Here is a 16794-nt window from a genome sequence, read left to right as displayed (position 1 = left end):
TTTGCCTGATCCTCCGAAAGAGATGCAAAGCGCGCGGCGGTGGAGTAGGCTCTTCGCATGAGCACCCTTCTCGATACTGTCCGCTGCTATGCCCAGGCCCAAGCCGACGGGACAGGAATCGCGCGAACGCCGATCCCCGGCCTTACGCTCGTTCGCGCGACTGCGCCGAGCGGCCTTGATTATGCGATTTCCCGCCCCCTCGCCTGCCTGGTGCTGGCCGGAGCCAAGCATGTGGCGATGGGAGCGGAGAGTTTTGCCTTTTCCGCCGGGGATTCCCTGCTGATCGCGGCTGATGTGCCGACCGTTAGCCAGATCACCCGCGCCAGCCTCGCCGCGCCTTATTTCTCATTGGTGCTGGAACTCGACCCTGCTGTCATTGCCGGGCTTGTGGCGGAAATGGATGCGGCGCCCGGTGACGACGCGCGGCCCATACGGGTGGAGCCGACCGAAGCTGAAGTGACCGACGCCGCCTTGCGGCTGATGCGGCTTCTGGACCGCCCGGCTTCGCTGCCAGTGCTGCAGGCGCAGATGGTGCGGGAGATGCATTATTGGCTGCTGGCGGGGCGGCATGGGGCGGCGATAAGGCGGCTTGGCTGGCCGGATGGGCATGTGCAGCGCGTCGCGCGGGCGGTGGCCATGCTGCGCGCCGAATTCGCAAAGCCCCTACGGATCGAGCAGCTCGCGGCGGCGGCGGGCATGAGCCCCTCCTCCTTCCACCAGCATTTCCGCACGGTCACCTCGCTTTCACCCCTGCAGTTCCAGAAGCAATTGCGTCTTATCGAGGCAAGGCGGCTGATGCTGTTCGAGGACATGGCCGCGAGCAATGCCGCCTTCGCGGTGGGCTATGAGAGCGTGCCGCAATTCACCCGCGAATATGCAAGGCTATTCGGCCTGCCGCCCGTCCGCGACCGAAAGGCGGCAAAAGGTATGATTGCCGCGGCGGAGTAGCCGAAGTCACTCCTTGGATTTGGAGGAAATGCGCTCCAGCCAGCCAAGCATGACGGCGGAGATAACGAAGGCGAGGTGGATGATCGTATACCACATCAGCTTGCCGTCGTCGTAATGATCGGCGTTGAGGAATATCTGCAGGAGATGGATGGAGGAGATCGCGACGATCGAGGATGCGACCTTGATCTTGAGGCTGCCGGCATCGAGCTTGCCGAGGAAAGAGACGTCCGCGTCCGTCTCATCGAAGCGGCTGACGAAATTCTCGTAGCCTGATATCATCACCATGACGATGAGGCTTGCCACCAGCGCTGCGTCGATGAGGCCCAGCATGGCCAAAATCATCTCCGCTTCGCCATAGCTGAACACGTTTTGCGCGATCTTCAGGAACTTGCCGGCAAAGGAAACGGCATAGACGGCAAGCGCCGCCACGAGGCCGAGATAGAAGGCGACAAGAATCCAGCGGCTCGACAGAATGATCCGTTCGACCAGCAATTCCAGCGATTTCATGCAGATTCCTCATGGCTCGACGACGAAGCCTTGTTTAATCAGGGAATATGGCAGCCGCAATACGGTTTTGAACAGCAACGTATGAGTTGTCGCCTGGATGCACATCCAGCCACAACCCGCAAAGCCACCCAACACCCTATCTTTCACCCGTCAAGAAAATTTGATGACCTTCGGCGCTTCTCCATCAATGACAAAGCGCCCACAGTTCATGACAGGCAGATGAAGCGGATTCGCTAACCTCAATTCCCGCAATAAAGGAAATGCTTTGTCTGCTTTTCCGCAGGCAGGCGGATTGTTTTTTCCGCCACTTTTTCAGTAAGCATGATGTCCAGCAAAGACTCCCCTCTCCTGCCCTTCCGCTACAAGACCTTCCGTTCCCTCTGGTCCGCGACGCTGGTTTCTAACCTCGGCGGGCTGGTGGAGGGCGTGGGCGCGGCTTGGCTGATGACCAGCATCGCCACCTCGCATGGCATGGTGGCGCTGGTGCAATCTTCCACCACGCTGCCGGTCATGATCTTTTCGCTGGCGGCGGGGGCGCTCGCCGACAATTACGACCGGCGGCGCATCATGCTGACCGCGCAATGCTTCATGCTGTGCGTTTCGGCCGCGCTGGCGGTGCTGACCTATACCGACGCGCTGACGCCGTGGTTTCTCCTGAGCCTCACCTTTTTGATCGGCTGCGGCGGGGCGCTCAACAACCCGTCCTGGCAGGCCTCGATGGGCGATATCGTGCCACGCGAGCACCTGCCCGCCGCCGTGGCACTCAACAGCATGAGCTACAATCTCATGCGCAGCATCGGCCCGGCGATCGGCGGCATCATCGTGGCGACCGCAGGTGCGGCCTTTGCCTTTCTTTTCAATGTTTTCTGCTATTTTGCCCTCATCCTCGCGCTGTTGCGCTGGAAAACCGTGCCCGTCAATACCGGCCTGCCGCGCGAGCCCTTCGGCAGCGCGATGGCGGCGGGTTTCCGCTATGTGCTGATGTCGCCGAACATCCTCAAGGTGATGTGCCGCGCCTTCGTCTTCGGCCTCACCGCCATCGTCTTCCTGGCGCTCTTGCCGCTTGTCGCGCGCGACCGGGTGGAAGGCACGGCGATCACCTATGGCGTGATGCTGGGCTTTTTCGGGCTCGGCGCCATCGGAGGCGCGCTTTTCAGCGTGCGCATCCGCGAGCGCTTCAGCAACGAGACGATCATCCGCGGCTCCTTCTTCATCCTCGCGCTCAGCGTCTGGGGCCTGGCGGCGAGCCGGGAGATCTGGCTGAGCTGCCTCCTGCTGATGCCCGCGGGGCTTGCCTGGGTGCAGGGCTTCTCGCTCTTCAACGTCACTGTCCAGCTTTCCACGCCGCGCTGGGTGGTCGGGCGCGCCATGGCGCTCTACCAGACCGCGACCTATGGCGGCATGGCGGCGGGAAGCTGGCTCTGGGGCGCGCTTGCCGATGGGCAAGGCGTCGCCGGCGCGCTCACGGTCGCAGGCGTCCTTCTGATCCTTGGCGGGCTTTTGGGCCTCGTGCTGCGCCAGCCCGACTTCGAGTCGCTCAACCTTTCCCCGGCGGAAGGGTTCACCGAGCCGCAGCTGCTGCTCGATTTGCGCTCGCGCAGCGGGCCGATCATGGTGATGATCGACTACAAAATCGCGCAGGAGGACGTGCCGGAATTCCTCGCCGCCATGAACAAGCGCCGCAAGATCCGCATTCGCGACGGCGCCAAGCAATGGGCGCTGCTGCGCGATCTGGAAAACCCCGATATCTGGACCGAGACCTATCATGTGCCGACATGGGTGGAATATATCCGCCACAACCAGCGGCGTACGCAGGCCGATGCGGAGGTGGGAGCGCGGCTCCGTGCCCTCCATCGGGGCGACGGGCCGCCAAGGGTCCATCGCATGATCGAACGGCAGACGGTGCCGGTGACGGACGACACGCCGCTGAAAATGGACGTGCCAACGACTGCCTCGGTTACGCCCTGACTACTGCTTGTTCGCGGCTTTCACGAACTCAGCTAGTTCCTTGTTATAGCGCACCGGCTCTTCATAGAACGGGCTATGGCCGCTCTTGTCGAAGAGCGAAAGCCGGCTATTCGGGTGAACGGCCTTGATCCGCTCGGACATGGCGATGCGCACCAGCCGGTCATGGACGCCATGGGTCAGCAGGACCGGGCCGGCATAATCCTTGAAGACGGGCTCGAGATCGGTCGTCCTGGTCTGAACGAAACCTTCATTGGCGGCGCGTGCCGTCATGCCGTTGATGACAAGCATGCGCTTCATCTCCTCTGCCATCGGCTGCTGATGGAAGCAGGCGGCGAGGAAATCGGCCGTCGCCACGGTGCGTTCCGCGAGGTCGTGCGAGGTGGCGGTGCGGGTGAACGTGCCCGCCTCCTCGGTCAGCAGGTCGGGCGATAGCTTTGTGACCGCATCGACCAGGTTGACGCCAGCGATGTCAGCGCCGCCATATTTGCGCAAATAAGCGCCCGCTACGTAGCCGCCGAGTGACCAGCCGACCAGCACGGGCCTCTTCAGCTTCGCCGCCTTTATGACAGCGGCGACATCATCCGCCCATTTGTCCGCATCGGAATAAGCGTCGGGCGCAGCGGGCTTATCCGAATCGCCATGACCGCGCAGGTCGAAGCTGACGATCCGAAAGTCCTTGAATGCGGGATCGTTGAGCTGCTTCTCCCAGCTCAGCCTGCTCTGGCGCAGGCCATGAATGAACAGAATTTCCGGCGCTTGGCTGTCGCCCTGCGCCTCGCCCACCAGCATCGTGCCATCGCTCGAGCGGACGGAAAAGATTTCGTGATGAGCGGCCTTTTCCTGCACGCTCGTCTGGGTCGCTACGACAGGGGCTGCATGGGCCAGAGGGGCGGTGGCGGCAGCGCCGAGCGTCAGGGCGAGAAGACCGGCAACACCGGAAAGGAAGCTACGTCGGCAGGATTTCATCAGGTTTTGCTCCTTGTTGTTTAGTGATCGCTATTCAACCCATCTTGACCCCGATGTCAAGCTGTTGTTTAGTGAGCGTTATGGAACAGGATGCAAAATCACGCGGCGGTCGGCCATGGAGCTTCGACCGCGACAAGGCGGTCGAGATCGCGATGCGGCTCTTCTGGCGGCATGGCTATGAAGGGGTGTCGGTCGGAGACTTAACCAAGGCCATCGGCATCGCACCGCCCAGCCTCTATGCGGCATTCGGCAGCAAGGCGGGGCTCTACCGGGAAGCGCTTGGCCGCTATGAGGAGACGCTGGGCCTGCTCAAGGTCCCCGCGATTGCCGCGGCGAAGACGCTTGGCGAGGCGGTGCGGCTGCTGCTCGAAGCGGCGGTCAGAGCCGTCACCGACCCCGAGCGCGAACCCGGCTGTATGATCTCCAGCGGCATGGTGGAATGCCAACCCGACCACGCCGCGCTGGCCCGCGAGGCGGCGGAACGGCGCGCGGCGATGTGCGAGCGGATCGCACAGGCGCTCCAACCCTTTGCCGGGAAGGAAGAATTGCCCCGCCTCGCCCGGCACCTCGCCGCAGTGATGCAAGGCATCTCCATCCAGGCGCGCGACGGCGCGACGCGCGAGGAATTGCAGGAGATTGTCGAAGAGGTGGTGAGCGGCCTTAGGGCGCGGCGTTTATAGGATAAACGCAGCCGTCAAGCTGATTGATGCCCCGGAACGATCGGCAGCACCACCGCCTTGCTGCCAACGGGAACACGGCTATAGAGATCGATAATATCCTGATTGAACAGCCGGATGCAGCCGGACGAGACCTTGGTTCCGATCGTCCACGGCTCGACCGTGCCATGCAGGCGGTAAAACGTGTCGCGCCCGTCGCGAAAGAGGTAAAGCGCGCGCGGCCCCAGCGGATTATTCGGCCCGCCCGGCAGGCCATCCTTCAAAGGCCCGTAGCGCTCGGGCTCCCGCGCGATCATGTCCGGCGTCGGCTTCCAGCCCGGCCATTCCTTCTTGGCTGCTATCGTCGCCTCGCCCTGGAAATTGAAGGCCTCGACCTTTCCGACGCCGACGCCATAACGAAGCGCCCGGTTGTTCTCGCCGATCAGATAGGCAAAGCGCTCGTTCGGATCGACCACCACCGTGCCCGGCGCATAGGAAGAGACGTAATCCACCTCCTGCCGCAGGAATTTCGGGTTGACGCGCTTCAGGTCCACCCCGGCGATGGGCCATGGCTCCGACGTAACGGGTCCGTACATCTCCCGATAGAAGGAATCGCCAGCTGGACGTTTCGCTACCGGTCTTGCCGGAACCGGGATTTCAGCCGTCGCGCAGCCGCCGAGAGCAAGTGGCAGGCCAGCCATGAAAGAGCGGCGCGTGATGAGCATATGGGAATGATCTCCTTTTCTCCGCATGATCTCGACCCAAAAGTCTGCAACTTTTCGGGATCATGCTCTTTTCTCCGCATGATCTGGCGGCATAAGGAGCTCTGGCGCACGAAATGTCTATTGGTTATGATGGAATAGGCACCATAACCGAAAGCTATGCCATGGACATCAATGCCGCTCTTCGCGCCTTTGTCAGAACGGTTGAGAAAGGGTCGATCACCGGCGCGGCCAAGGATCTCTCGATCTCCCAGCCAGCGGTTACGAAACATCTGAGAAACCTTGAGCGGCACGTCAATGCAAGGCTGCTGGAGCGCAACAACCGCGCCGTCCGCCCGACGCCGCAGGGCTTGGCACTTTATGAGACAAGCCGCATGGCGCTGGCCTCAATCGAAGCGGCCCTAGAAGGCGTGCGGCGCGAAACGGGCGAGATGCAGGGCACGCTGCGCATCTTCGCGCCCTCCTGCATCGGAGCGCACCATATCGACCGTATCGTCATGGAATTTCAGGAGGAGCATCCGCTGGTCTGCGTCGACCTGGTGCTGGATAACCGCCATGTCGATCTCATCCACGAGAATTTCGACCTGGCGATACGCTATGACCAGCCGGAGAATCAGGATGTCATCGCCCGGCGGATCGGGCTTATCAGGCGCGTTCTGGTCGCCTCTCCCGCTTATCTCCAGCGTGTCGGCCCGGTCGATTCGGTCGAGCGTCTCGCCGACATCGACATCGTGACGACGCTTGCCTTCCTGTCGCCGCGCAACACGCTGACGCTGCATCGGGGCAGCGAGACGGTCGAGGTGCCGGTCCGCCCGAAGCTCAGAACGAACAATGCGGAAGTGATCACCCGCAGCCTCAGGGAGGGACGAGGCGCCGGACCGGTGCAGACCATCCTCGTCTCAGACGATCTCGCCGCGGGCAGCCTCATCCCGCTCTTACCGGACTATTCGATCCGCCCGACGGAAATGTTTCTGACCTTTCCCTCGACCCGCTTCATGCGTCCGATCGTGCGCGCCTTCACGGATTTGCTGGTGCCAAGGCTGAAGGCGGTCGAGGGCGTGGATTGAATGCTTCCCTTGAGGATTTTCGGCTTTACCGCATTGTCGGCATCACGAATTCCGCGCCCTCGCGAATGCCGGTCGGCCAGCGGCTGGTGATGGTCTTGAGCTTGGTGTAGAAGCGCACGCCCTCGGGCCCATGCATGTGATGATCGCCGAAGAGCGAGGCTTTCCAGCCGCCGAAGGAGTGGAACGCCATCGGCACGGGGATGGGCACATTGATGCCGACCATGCCGACCTGAATCTGGTGCGCAAACTCCCTGGCAGCGTCGCCGTCGCGGGTGAAGATCGCGGTGCCGTTGCCGAACTCGTGCTCGTTGATAAGCCGCGCGGCGGTTTCGAATGTATCGGCGCGGGTGACCGACAGCACCGGGCCGAAGATCTCTTCCTTGTAGATCGTCATGTCGGGCGTCACATGATCGAACAGCGTGCCGCCGATGAAATAGCCATTCTCATAGCCCTGCATCCCGAAGCCGCGGCCATCGACGACGAGCTTTGCGCCTTCCGCCACACCGGTGTCGATATAGCCCCGAACGCGCTCGAGATGCTGCTTCGTCACCAGCGGGCCCATTTCGGCCTCCGGGTCCGTACCGGGACCGATCTTCAGCGCGCGGATGCGCGGCTCCAGCTTCTCGATCAGCGTCTCCGCCGTCTTTTCGCCCACCGGCACGGCGACTGATATCGCCATGCAGCGCTCGCCCGCCGAGCCATAGGCCGCGCCCATCAGCGCATCGACCGCCTGGTCCATGTCGGCATCGGGCATGATGACCATGTGGTTCTTGGCCCCGCCCAGCGCCTGGCAGCGCTTGCCCGTGCGCGCCGCGGTCTCGTAGATATAGCGGGCGATGGGGGTGGAGCCGACGAAGCTGACCGCGGCAATGTCGGGATCGTGGAGGATGGCGTCGACGGCCTCCTTGCCGCCATGCACCACATTGAAGACGCCGTCCGGCAACCCCGCTTCCTTGAGCCATGCGGCGAGCAGCAGCGATGCGGACGGGTCACGCTCGGACGGCTTCAGGATGAAGCAATTGCCGCAGGCGAGCGCCACCGGGAACATCCACATCGGCACCATGGCCGGAAAATTGAACGGCGTGATGCCCGCGACGACGCCCAGCGGCTGGCGCAGCGAATAACTATCCACGCGCGTGCCGACATTCTCGGTCACCTCGCCCTTGAGGAGTTGCGGCGCGGCGGTGGCGAATTCCACCACCTCCATGCCGCGCTGGATCTCACCCTTGGCGTCGGACAGCACCTTGCCGTGCTCGGCAGTGATGACGGCGGCAAGCTCATCGATGCGCTCCTCAAGGATGTGGAGGAAGCGGTTCAATATGCGGGCGCGGCGCAGCGGCGTGGTGGCGGCCCATCCGGGAAAAGCGCGTTTCGCGGCGGCGACGGCCTCGCGCACCTCGTCAGTGCCGGCGAGCGCGAGGGAACCCGTTTGCTCGCCCGTTGCAGGATTGAAGACAGGGGCGGTCCGGCCGCTACGCCCGGCATTGAGACGGCCGTCGATGAAATGTGAAATGTCTGATGGCATGGCGTATGCTCCCCTGTTGCTGTTCGTCCTTTAGCGGGACGCAAGGATATTACAATGAAAAAGCCGACCGGAAGGCTTCCAGCGCCTGTTCCGGATCGCCTTTGGCGAAGGCTTCCATGGCGACGGGACCGCGATAGCCCATCTCGTGAAGCGCGCGGGCGATGGCGGGATAATTGATCTCGCCGGTGCCCGGCTCGCAGCGTCCCGGCACATCGGCCACCTGAATTTCGCCGATCCATGGCAGCGCGGCGCGGCAGGTCTCGATTAGGTTCCCCTCGCCGATCTGCACATGGTAGAGGTCGAGATTGAGCTGCAAGCGCGGATGGTTGACCGATGATACCAGCGCCAGCGTGTCTTCCGCCCGGGGAAAGGGCACGCCCGGATGATCGACCAGGAGATTGAGGTTCTCCAGCGTGAAGGTGACGTTTTCCTCTTCCGCCATGTCGGCGATGCGGCAGAGCGTGTCGCGGGCCTTCAGCCACATTCGCCCGGTGATGGTTTCGCTGGGTTTTACAGGCAGACCGCCCGGCCCAAGGCCGGTGCCGTGCAGGTTCAGCCGCGCGACACCGAGACGCTTGCCGATTTGCGCGGTTTGCCGGGCGGAGCGCAGGAGTTCGTCGGCCCCTTCGTCATCAGCAAGCCTGCCGGTGAGATAGCCGTTCATGATGGAGAAAGTCGCGCCCGAGCGTTCGAGCGCGGCGAGATCATGGTCAGGCCAGTTCCATAGGCCGACCTGGAAGCCCATTTCGTGAAGTCGCGCACAGCGCCACTCGATCGGGCGGTCGCGCCAGAGCATTTCGGCGCAGGCGGCGAGGGGGAAGGGGTGGGTCATTGGCGGAAACCCTTCGACCGTCGGCGCTCACCCCCCTCTGCCCTGCCGGGCATCTCCCCCTCAAGGGGGGAGATTGGCTGACACGGTCCTCCGCCCCTGCTTTGCAACGTCGGCGATTGGTGCCGAGCATCGATGAAGGCGTGATCTCCCCCCTTGAGGGGGAGATGCCCGGCAGGACAGAGGGGGGTGAGCGCCGACGCTTCCATTTTACATCAACCGCTCAACCGCCACCGCCGCCACAAACCGCCATTTGCGCAATGGTCCTGCCATCACATTGAGATAATACATCTCAAATCCTGGCGGCGCGGCGCATGGATGATGCCCGCGCGGCACGCAGACCACGTCGCCATCATGCACAGCCATCACCTCGTTCAATTGCAGATCGTCGGTATAGACCCGCTGGATGCCGAAGCCGTCCGCCGGGTTCAGCCGGTGGTAATAAGTCTCCTCCAGATAGGTGATGCGGGGGAAATCATCCTCGTCATGGCGATGACTCGGATAGCTCGACCAGTGCCCGGCGGGGGTGAACACCTCCGTCACCAGCAGCGAGTCGCAATAATCTTCGTTTTCCATGGCGATGTTGTTGATATAGCGGGTGTTGGTCCCCTCCCCGCGCTTGGTCAGCGTAATGCCGTCCGGCCCGATACGTCTTGCCTCGTGACCGCCCTTGCCCGGCGCGGAGCATACGGCGATGGTGCAATCCGTCTCCGCCACCGCCTCCCAGTCGCTGCCATTGGGCAGATAAAGGCAGTGCGGCGGCGATTTTTCGAAGACGCTCATTCGCTCGCCAAGCAGGCCCCAGTCCTGCCCCGCCCCGGTAAACCGCGCCTTGCCCTCAACCATGACTAGGATCACCTCGCGCGCTCCGGTCGCCTCAGCCGCACGCTCACCCGCGCGCAAGCGATAGAGCGAAAAGCCGACATAGCGCCAGCCCGCGATGGTAGGCGTGATTTCATGCACCTTGCCATGGGTGCCGAACGGGCGGTGGAGCAGATTAGGCATTGATTTGTTCCTCAAGAAGACCCGCTTCCGCAGCCGCCGCCTTCAGCGTCCTCAACCCCAGCGATTGATACTCAAACGGATTGCGCAAATCCGGATCCTGCTCCGCCTCGATGACGATCCACCCATCATACCCCGCGTCCTTCAGTATCCTCAGCAGCGGCGCGAAGTGGATGCCGCCTTCCTCATCGCCCGGCACGGTGAACACCCCGGCGCGCACGCCGTCCATGAAGGACATGCCCGTTTCGCGGACCTGCCGCATGACCGCCGGGCGCACATTCTTGGCGTGAAAATGGCTGACGCGGTCCGCATATTGCGCCAGCACCGGCGTGGGGTCGGCGCCATTGCTGCCGAAATAGCAATGCCCGGCATCGAAGAGCAGTCGGGTTTCAGCCCCTGTCGCGGCCATGAAGGCGTCGATTTCCTCGGGCGTTTCCACCACCGTTCCCATATGGTGATGGTACACGAGCCGGATGCCCTGCGCCGCGGTGAATTCGGCAAGCTCTTCTACCCTTCTGCCGAAGGCTTTCATCTCCTCGGGCGAAAGCACCGGGCTGCCGCGCAGCGGCACAGCTAGGCCCTGAATGCTGTTCGACGTTTCGCAGACGATGCAGACCGTACAGCCATTGTGCTTCAGCCTGTCGAGATGGCGCTGGATCGCTTTCTTCTCGTCCTCGACGGATTGGACGAGAAGGTTCAGCGAGTACCAGCCGGAGATAAAAGCAAGGCCGTGGGAGCCCAGCAATTGCTTGAGAGCCTCTTGGTCCTCCGGCCAGCGATGGCCGTTCTCGATGCCCTCGAAGCCGATTTCCGCCGCCTCGCGTAAGATTTGCCCGGTCGGGATGTTCGCGCCGAGGGTCTGGTCGTCGTCATTGGCCCATGCAATGGGGTTTGTGCCGAAGCGGATCATTTGAAGTCCTCAGTTAACCAGTCTCTGTTTCGCGGCGGCCTTGAGATAATCCGCATAGGCCTGTTTCAGCTTGTCGGTGCTTCCCACTTCCGGCACCGCCACATCCCACCACCAACCGGCATCGCCAAAGCCCGGGCCTTCGCTCGGGTCGGTATCGATGACGATGACGGTCGGGATGTCACGTTCCCGCGCGGCGGCGATCTGCGCTTCCAGATCGGGAATGTCCTTGGCCTTGACCGCAAAGGCCCCCATCGACGCGGCATGAGCGACGAAATCGATCTGCGGCTGCTCGACGATATTGCAATCCCTGTAGAGATTGTTGAACGGCTCGCCGCCGCTCGCCTGCTGCAGACGATTGATGCAGCCGAAACCTCGGTTATCCGTGAGCACCACGGTAAACGGCAGTTTGCGCATGACGGTGGTGGCGAGTTCCGAATTCGCCATCATATAGGAGCCGTCGCCGGCGAAGCAGATCACCTCGCGCTCGGGCCGGGCGAGCTTCACGCCCATGGCTCCGGCGATTTCATAGCCCATGCAGGAATAGCCATATTCCATGTGATAGCCGCCCTGGCTCGCCTGCCAGAGCAGTTTCAGCGCGCCGGGCATGGTTCCGGCCGCGCCCAGCGCAATGGCATTTTCCCCGGTCGCGCGCTGCACCGCGCCGATGACCTGCGCATCCGTCGGCAGGCCTTGGTCTGAGGGTGCGGCGCAATGGCGGTCTACGGCGGCAAGCCATTCGGTTCTGGAACGCGCGTCCGGTTCCGGCGCGCGGTGCTCTCCCAGCAATTCGCTCAAACGCTGAAGCGTCACCTTCGCATCGCCCACGAGGCCAATCGCGCCATGCTTATCCGAATCATAGGCCTGCACATTGATGGAGACGAGCTTCACATCATCGGCCTCGAACAGCGACCACGATCCCGTCGTGAAATCCTGAAAGCGGGTGCCGATGCCGATCACCAGATCGGCTTTGCGGGCGAGTGCGTTGGCGGCCGCGGAACCATCGACTCCCGCCGCGCCGAAATTCATCGGATGGCTCTGCGCCAGCGCCGACTTGCCCGCTTGCGTTTCGACTACGGTGATAGCGTGGCGGGTGGCGAAATCGGCAAGCGTCTCTTCCGCCTCGCTATAGATCACCCCGCCGCCAGCGACGATGACAGGGCGTTTGGCGGCGCGGATAAGGGCGGCGACATCGGCAAGGTCGCGCCGGTCCGGCTCCGGTCTGCGGATGCGCCAGACCTTCGGCTCGAAGAAGGCTTCGGGCCAATCATAGGCCTCCGCCTGCACATCCTGACAGAAGGACAGCGTCACCGGGCCGCAATTGGCCGGGTCGGTCATGACCCGCAGCGCCCGCGGCAGCGCGGTCAGGAGTTGCTCCGGCCGCGTGATCCGGTCGAAATAGCGGCTGACGGGGCGGAAGCAGTCATTGGCCGAGACGGCCCCGTCGTCAAAATCCTCTATTTGCTGCAACACCGGATCAGGCCTGCGATTGGCGAAGACATCGCCGGGGATGAGCAGCACCGGCAGGCGGTTGACATGGGCGAGCGCCGCCGCCGTCACCATATTGGTCGCGCCGGGGCCGATGGAGGAGGTAACCGCCTGTACCCGTCGCCGCTTCATCGCCTTGGCATAGGCGATGGCGGCATGCGCCATGGTTTGCTCGTTCTGGCCGCGCCAGGTGGGCAGGCTGTTGCCCGCCTTTTGCAGGGCCTCGCCCAGCCCGGCGACATTGCCATGGCCGAAAATTGCCCATACGCCATCGACGAAGCGCTCGCCTTCTTCGGTCATCTGGGCGGAGAGCCATTTCACCATGGCCTGCGCCGCCGTCAGTCTCACCGTGCTCATGCTGCCTGCTCCTTCTTTCGCGCCGCATCCCACACATGGCAAAGCCTCATGTAGCGCGCCGCCATGTCCTCGACCGCTGCCTCATCCGTTATTTCGCCCGCGAACCAGCGCCGCGCGCTATCCGCAAGGATGGTGCGCCCGACGGCGAAGCCCTTGACGAGCGGGAATTTGGCCGCGGCCGCAAAGCTCGCGGCAAGCTCGGCCTCCGGCGCGTCCAGCCCCAGCACGACGATGCCGCGCGTGTGCCGGTCATGCGCCTCGATGGCGGCGATGGCGTTCTGCCAACCGGCTTCCGTCTTCATCGGTTCCAGCTTCCACCAGTCGGGGTAGATGCCCGCCGCGTAGAACTGATGGATCAAGGTCGCGACACTCATGTCGTCGGTCGTGCCGACTTTGGAAGGAATGATCTCCAGCAGGAATTCCAGCCGGTTGCGCCGCGCCGCATCGAAGAGCCGCTTGACCGTTTCTTCCTGTGCCGCGCGGGTGGCCGCATCATCCTCCGGATGGCAGAAGCAGAGCACCTTCACCACCTCCTCACGCGCCCATTCGCCAAGCCCGCCGCAATCGGAACCGAGTTCCGGTTCAAGCGTGAGCGGCCGCGAGCCCGGCCATTCCACCGGACGGCCGATCCATAGGCCCGTGCCGGAGGCGCGGTGCAGGGCGGAGCGGCCGATGCGGCTGTCGCAGAGAATGCCGTAGCCGCTTTTGCCATCCTGCACGCGAAGCGCTGCGTCGAGGCAGAGTTCCTTGAACGCCGCGCCTTTTTCCCGTGTGAAGCCCGGCATCTCTTCCAGTTGCTTGCGGTGATCGAAAGCGAAAACGCGCATGGTGGACCAGTCGCCGTTCACCCGCGTGTGGCGGGTGGTGGACCAGTGGAGCTGTTCCAACTCCGGGTCATTGCGCAGATCAGGGCGAACCACGCCTCGCTTTAGGAAGAACTGAAGCTCTTCCCAACTCGGATAAGACGGCGTGCAGCCATGGCGGCTGACGGCGAATGCGCCGCAGGCATTGGCGTATTTGAGCGAGGTGGGCCAGTCCGCCCCCGTCAGCCAGCCGCGCAGAAGCCCGGCGAAGAAACCGTCGCCCGCGCCCAGCACGTTGAACACCTCTATCCGGAACGCCTCTCCGCTTTGGCCCTTGTCGAGACTGTCGGGAATCTCGCCCTCGAAGGCGACGGCGCCGAGCGGCCCACGCTTGCACACCAGCGTCGCGTTACTCACGCCGCGCACCGCCCTCAGCGCCGCCAGCGTATCGGTCGAGCCGCCGGCAATGTGAAACTCTTCCTCTGTGCCGACGATCAGATCGAAATAATGTAAGCCGGATTGCAGCTTGGCGGTAACCTTGGCGCTCTCGACAAAGCGGCTTTCGCCATCGCCATGCCCGGCTACACCCCAGAGGTTCGGGCGATAATCGATGTCGAGCGCGGTCTTGAGACCGTGCTTTCGTGCCAGTTTCAGCGCCTTGGTGACAGCGGCTTCCGTGCGGGCGTTGGAGAGATGCGTGCCGGTGACGACGAGCGCCCGCGCTGAGGCGATGAAACTCTCATCGATATCGTCCTCGCAAAGCGCCATGTCGGCGCAGTTCTCGCGGTAGAAGATCAGCGGAAACTGCCTGTCGTCGCGAATGCCGAGGATGACGAGCGCGGTGAGCCGTTCCGGATCGACCTTGACGCCTTCGGTCGAGACGCCTTCGCGCGCGAGCTGCTCCAGAATGAACCGGCCCATATGCTCGTCGCCGACCCGGGTGATCAGCGCGGATTTGAGGCCGAGCCGCGCCGCACCGCAGGCGATATTGGTGGGCGAGCCGCCGATATATTTCTCGAACGAGCCCATATCCTCCAGACGCCCGCCGACCTGTGTACCATAGAGATCGACGCTGGAGCGGCCGATGGTGATGACGTCGAGAGGCTTCATCCCTGTCCTCCGATCCGGACGGGCGTTCCGTTTGACGCCGCCATGGCATGGATGATCCTCTCGATCTCCAGCCCTTGCGCAAAGTCCGGTCCGGCATTCGGGCCACCGGCGATGGCGGCGAGAAGATCGCGCGCTTCGATCACCTTCTGCTCGTTGAAGCCGAAATTATGGCCGGGCGCGGGGCAGAAGGCGGCGTAATCGGGCTGCGCCGGGCCGGTCAGGTGACGCACGAACCCCGCTTCCCCGGTGCGATGCACCCAGAGCTCATTCATGTTCTCCTGATCGAAGACGATGGTGCCATCCGTCCCATGCACCTCCCATTGCAGGCGGCATTTGCGCCCGCGCGCCACGCGCGAGGTGGCGAAGGAGCCTTGCGCACCGGAGGCAAAGCGCAACAGCGCGATGGCGCTGTCCTCATTCTCCACCGGTTTCACGCCTTCGGGTGAAGGCCGCATGGGGATGGCAATCTGCGTCTGGGCGGTGAGTTCGCTCACCGGCCCCATCAGCGCCAGCATCTGGCTGACGAGATGGCAGCCGAGATCGCCCAGCGCGCCTAAGCCGCCGCCTTGGTGCGTCATGCGCCAGGACCAGGGAAGGTTCGGATCGGCGGAATAATCCTCGTCATAGACCCCGCGAAAGGCCATCGGCTTGCCGATTTCGCCCTTGCGGATCATGGCGCGTGCGGCCTGAAAAGCGGGGCTTCTGAGATAATTATAGCCAAGGATGGTGACCTGCCCCGGATGGGCGACGGCGACCTCCGCCATGGCCTCCGCGTCGGCAAGCGTCAGCGCCATCGGCTTTTCCAGCCAGACATGCTTGCCGGCCTTCAGCGCGGCCTCCGCCATCGGCCGGTGGAGTCCGTTGGGCGCGGTGATGGAGACGACATCGACCTTTGGGTCGGCAACCGCGTCCTCCCAGCGGGCGGTGGCGCGGGCAAAACCGAACTGGCGAGCGAAGGTGTTGGCGGCGTCCTCCGTTGCATCGGCGAGAATTTCCAGCCTCGGATGCGCCCCGCCAAACACCGCCGCGACATTGCGCCAGGCCGTGGCATGGCACTTGCCCATGAAGCCGGTGCCGATGAGGGCGACGCCCATTGTCTGCCCCGCCCTTAAGCTCCCTTCGGTCGCTGGCGGGGACCCCAGCGTCTCCTGCATGACTACCATCACACCGTCCCCCCAAGCGAACCTTCGAGCGAGGCGAGTTCCTGCCCTCCGGCCATCAAATCCTGCAGTTCCAGCGCTGATATTTCGCCCTTCCTCGCCGTGCCGAGCGTCTGCCCGCGATTGAGCACCGTGAAGCGGTCGCCCACCGCCAGCGCGTGCCGGACATTGTGCGAGATGAACACCACACCCACCCCCTGCGAGCGCACCCGGTCGATGGTGGCCAGCACATTCGAGGTCTGGCGCACGCCGAGCGCCGAGGTCGGCTCGTCGAGGATCAGCACTTTCGCGCCGAAATAGACAGCGCGGGCAATCGCCACCGTCTGGCGCTCGCCGCCCGAAAGCGTGCCCACCGCCTGGTCGGGGCGGCGCAGATTGATGCCCATGCGGCGCATCTCCGCCATGGTGACTTCGTTGGCCTTGTCCACGTCGAAGCGTCTGAACAGGCCTCTGCCCTTTGTCGGCTCGCGTCCCATGAAGAAATTGCGCGCGACCGACATTAGCGGGATCATGGCGAGGTCCTGAAACACGGTGGCGATGCCCGCCTCCATCGCGTCACGCGGGCTGTCGAAGGACATGGGCCTGCCTTCGAAGGTGATCGTCCCCTCGGTCGGCTTGTGCACGCCCGACATGGTCTTGATGAAAGTGGATTTGCCCGCGCCATTGTCGCCCAGCAGGCAGTGGCATTCGCCGGGAGCGACGTCGAAAGTAACGCCGTTCAGCGCGATGACATTGCCGAAATGCTTCTTGATGTTCTCCATGCGGATGATCGGAGTCAT

The 16794-nt window shown here is 63.4% G+C and carries 15 protein-coding genes; 4 read left to right on the top strand and 11 right to left on the bottom strand.

Going from position 1 to position 16794, the window contains the following annotated elements:
• The first annotated feature begins 57 nt into the window (after nt 1–57).
• Nucleotides 58–948: an AraC family transcriptional regulator N-terminal domain-containing protein gene (locus ACOWVG_RS01365; protein ID WP_420959658.1), complete on the top strand. Its 891-nt coding sequence runs from the start codon at nt 58–60 to the stop codon at nt 946–948.
• Between the two features lie 6 nt (nt 949–954).
• On the opposite strand, the gene ACOWVG_RS01360 is transcribed toward ACOWVG_RS01365, so the two are convergent.
• Nucleotides 955–1455: a TIGR00645 family protein gene (locus ACOWVG_RS01360; protein ID WP_188820381.1), complete on the bottom strand. Its 501-nt coding sequence runs from the start codon at nt 1453–1455 to the stop codon at nt 955–957.
• A 324-nt stretch (nt 1456–1779) separates the two neighbouring features.
• Here ACOWVG_RS01360 and ACOWVG_RS01355 point away from each other — a divergent pair, with 324 nt between their 5' ends.
• Nucleotides 1780–3423: an MFS transporter gene (locus ACOWVG_RS01355; RefSeq protein ID WP_420959656.1), complete on the top strand. Its 1644-nt coding sequence runs from the start codon at nt 1780–1782 to the stop codon at nt 3421–3423.
• On the opposite strand, the gene ACOWVG_RS01350 is transcribed toward ACOWVG_RS01355, so the two are convergent.
• Nucleotides 3424–4389, bottom strand: coding sequence for an alpha/beta fold hydrolase (locus ACOWVG_RS01350; protein ID WP_420959655.1), 966 nt, complete (start codon nt 4387–4389; stop codon nt 3424–3426).
• A gap of 80 nt (nt 4390–4469) precedes the next feature.
• Here ACOWVG_RS01350 and ACOWVG_RS01345 point away from each other — a divergent pair, with 80 nt between their 5' ends.
• Nucleotides 4470–5069 carry a TetR/AcrR family transcriptional regulator gene (locus tag ACOWVG_RS01345; protein WP_420959653.1) on the top strand — a complete coding sequence of 200 codons (600 nt, stop codon included), beginning with the start codon at nt 4470–4472 and terminating at the stop codon, nt 5067–5069.
• 14 nt (nt 5070–5083) lie between these two features.
• Here ACOWVG_RS01345 and ACOWVG_RS01340 read toward each other — a convergent pair whose 3' ends face one another.
• Complete coding sequence (locus tag ACOWVG_RS01340; RefSeq protein ID WP_420959652.1) at nt 5084–5770, bottom strand: L,D-transpeptidase; 687 nt, start codon at nt 5768–5770, stop codon at nt 5084–5086.
• Nucleotides 5771–5931: 161 nt separating this feature from the next.
• Between ACOWVG_RS01340 and ACOWVG_RS01335 the strand changes: the two genes are divergently transcribed.
• Nucleotides 5932–6834, top strand: a complete 903-nt coding sequence (locus tag ACOWVG_RS01335) for a LysR substrate-binding domain-containing protein (protein ID WP_420960147.1) — start codon at nt 5932–5934, stop codon at nt 6832–6834.
• Between the two features lie 25 nt (nt 6835–6859).
• Here the strand turns inward: ACOWVG_RS01335 and ACOWVG_RS01330 are convergent, their stop codons facing one another.
• From ACOWVG_RS01330 to ACOWVG_RS01295, 8 genes are all read right to left on the bottom strand, one after another.
• The gene (locus ACOWVG_RS01330) at nt 6860–8359 is read right to left on the bottom strand and encodes a CoA-acylating methylmalonate-semialdehyde dehydrogenase (protein ID WP_420959651.1); all 1500 of its coding nucleotides are present in this window, start codon (nt 8357–8359) and stop codon (nt 6860–6862) included.
• A gap of 49 nt (nt 8360–8408) precedes the next feature.
• On the bottom strand, nt 8409–9191 hold the full coding sequence (locus tag ACOWVG_RS01325; RefSeq protein WP_420959649.1) for a TIM barrel protein: 783 nt from the start codon (nt 9189–9191) through the stop codon (nt 8409–8411).
• A 207-nt stretch (nt 9192–9398) separates the two neighbouring features.
• Nucleotides 9399–10193, bottom strand: a complete 795-nt coding sequence (gene iolB, locus ACOWVG_RS01320; protein WP_420959647.1) for a 5-deoxy-glucuronate isomerase — start codon at nt 10191–10193, stop codon at nt 9399–9401.
• Nucleotides 10186–11100 carry a myo-inosose-2 dehydratase gene (gene iolE, locus ACOWVG_RS01315; protein ID WP_420959646.1) on the bottom strand — a complete coding sequence of 305 codons (915 nt, stop codon included), beginning with the start codon at nt 11098–11100 and terminating at the stop codon, nt 10186–10188. Before iolE ends, iolB begins: the two co-directional genes overlap by 8 nt.
• A 9-nt stretch (nt 11101–11109) precedes the next feature.
• Entirely contained in the window at nt 11110–12942 is a 1833-nt protein-coding gene (gene iolD / locus ACOWVG_RS01310; protein ID WP_420959644.1) for a 3D-(3,5/4)-trihydroxycyclohexane-1,2-dione acylhydrolase (decyclizing), read from the bottom strand.
• Nucleotides 12939–14855 carry a bifunctional 5-dehydro-2-deoxygluconokinase/5-dehydro-2-deoxyphosphogluconate aldolase gene (locus ACOWVG_RS01305; protein ID WP_420959643.1) on the bottom strand — a complete coding sequence of 639 codons (1917 nt, stop codon included), beginning with the start codon at nt 14853–14855 and terminating at the stop codon, nt 12939–12941. Before ACOWVG_RS01305 ends, iolD begins: the two co-directional genes overlap by 4 nt.
• Nucleotides 14852–16018, bottom strand: a complete 1167-nt coding sequence (locus tag ACOWVG_RS01300; protein WP_420959642.1) for a Gfo/Idh/MocA family protein — start codon at nt 16016–16018, stop codon at nt 14852–14854. The genes ACOWVG_RS01305 and ACOWVG_RS01300 overlap by 4 nt, the downstream gene beginning before the upstream one ends.
• Nucleotides 16018–16794, bottom strand: coding sequence for an ATP-binding cassette domain-containing protein (locus ACOWVG_RS01295; RefSeq protein ID WP_420959640.1), 777 nt, complete (start codon nt 16792–16794; stop codon nt 16018–16020). The genes ACOWVG_RS01300 and ACOWVG_RS01295 overlap by 1 nt, the downstream gene beginning before the upstream one ends.

The organism is Brucella sp. IR073 (assembly GCF_049065735.1).
Taxonomy (GTDB): Bacteria; Pseudomonadota; Alphaproteobacteria; order Rhizobiales; family Rhizobiaceae; genus Paramesorhizobium.
This window is presented reverse-complemented; position numbering and strand designations above follow the sequence as displayed.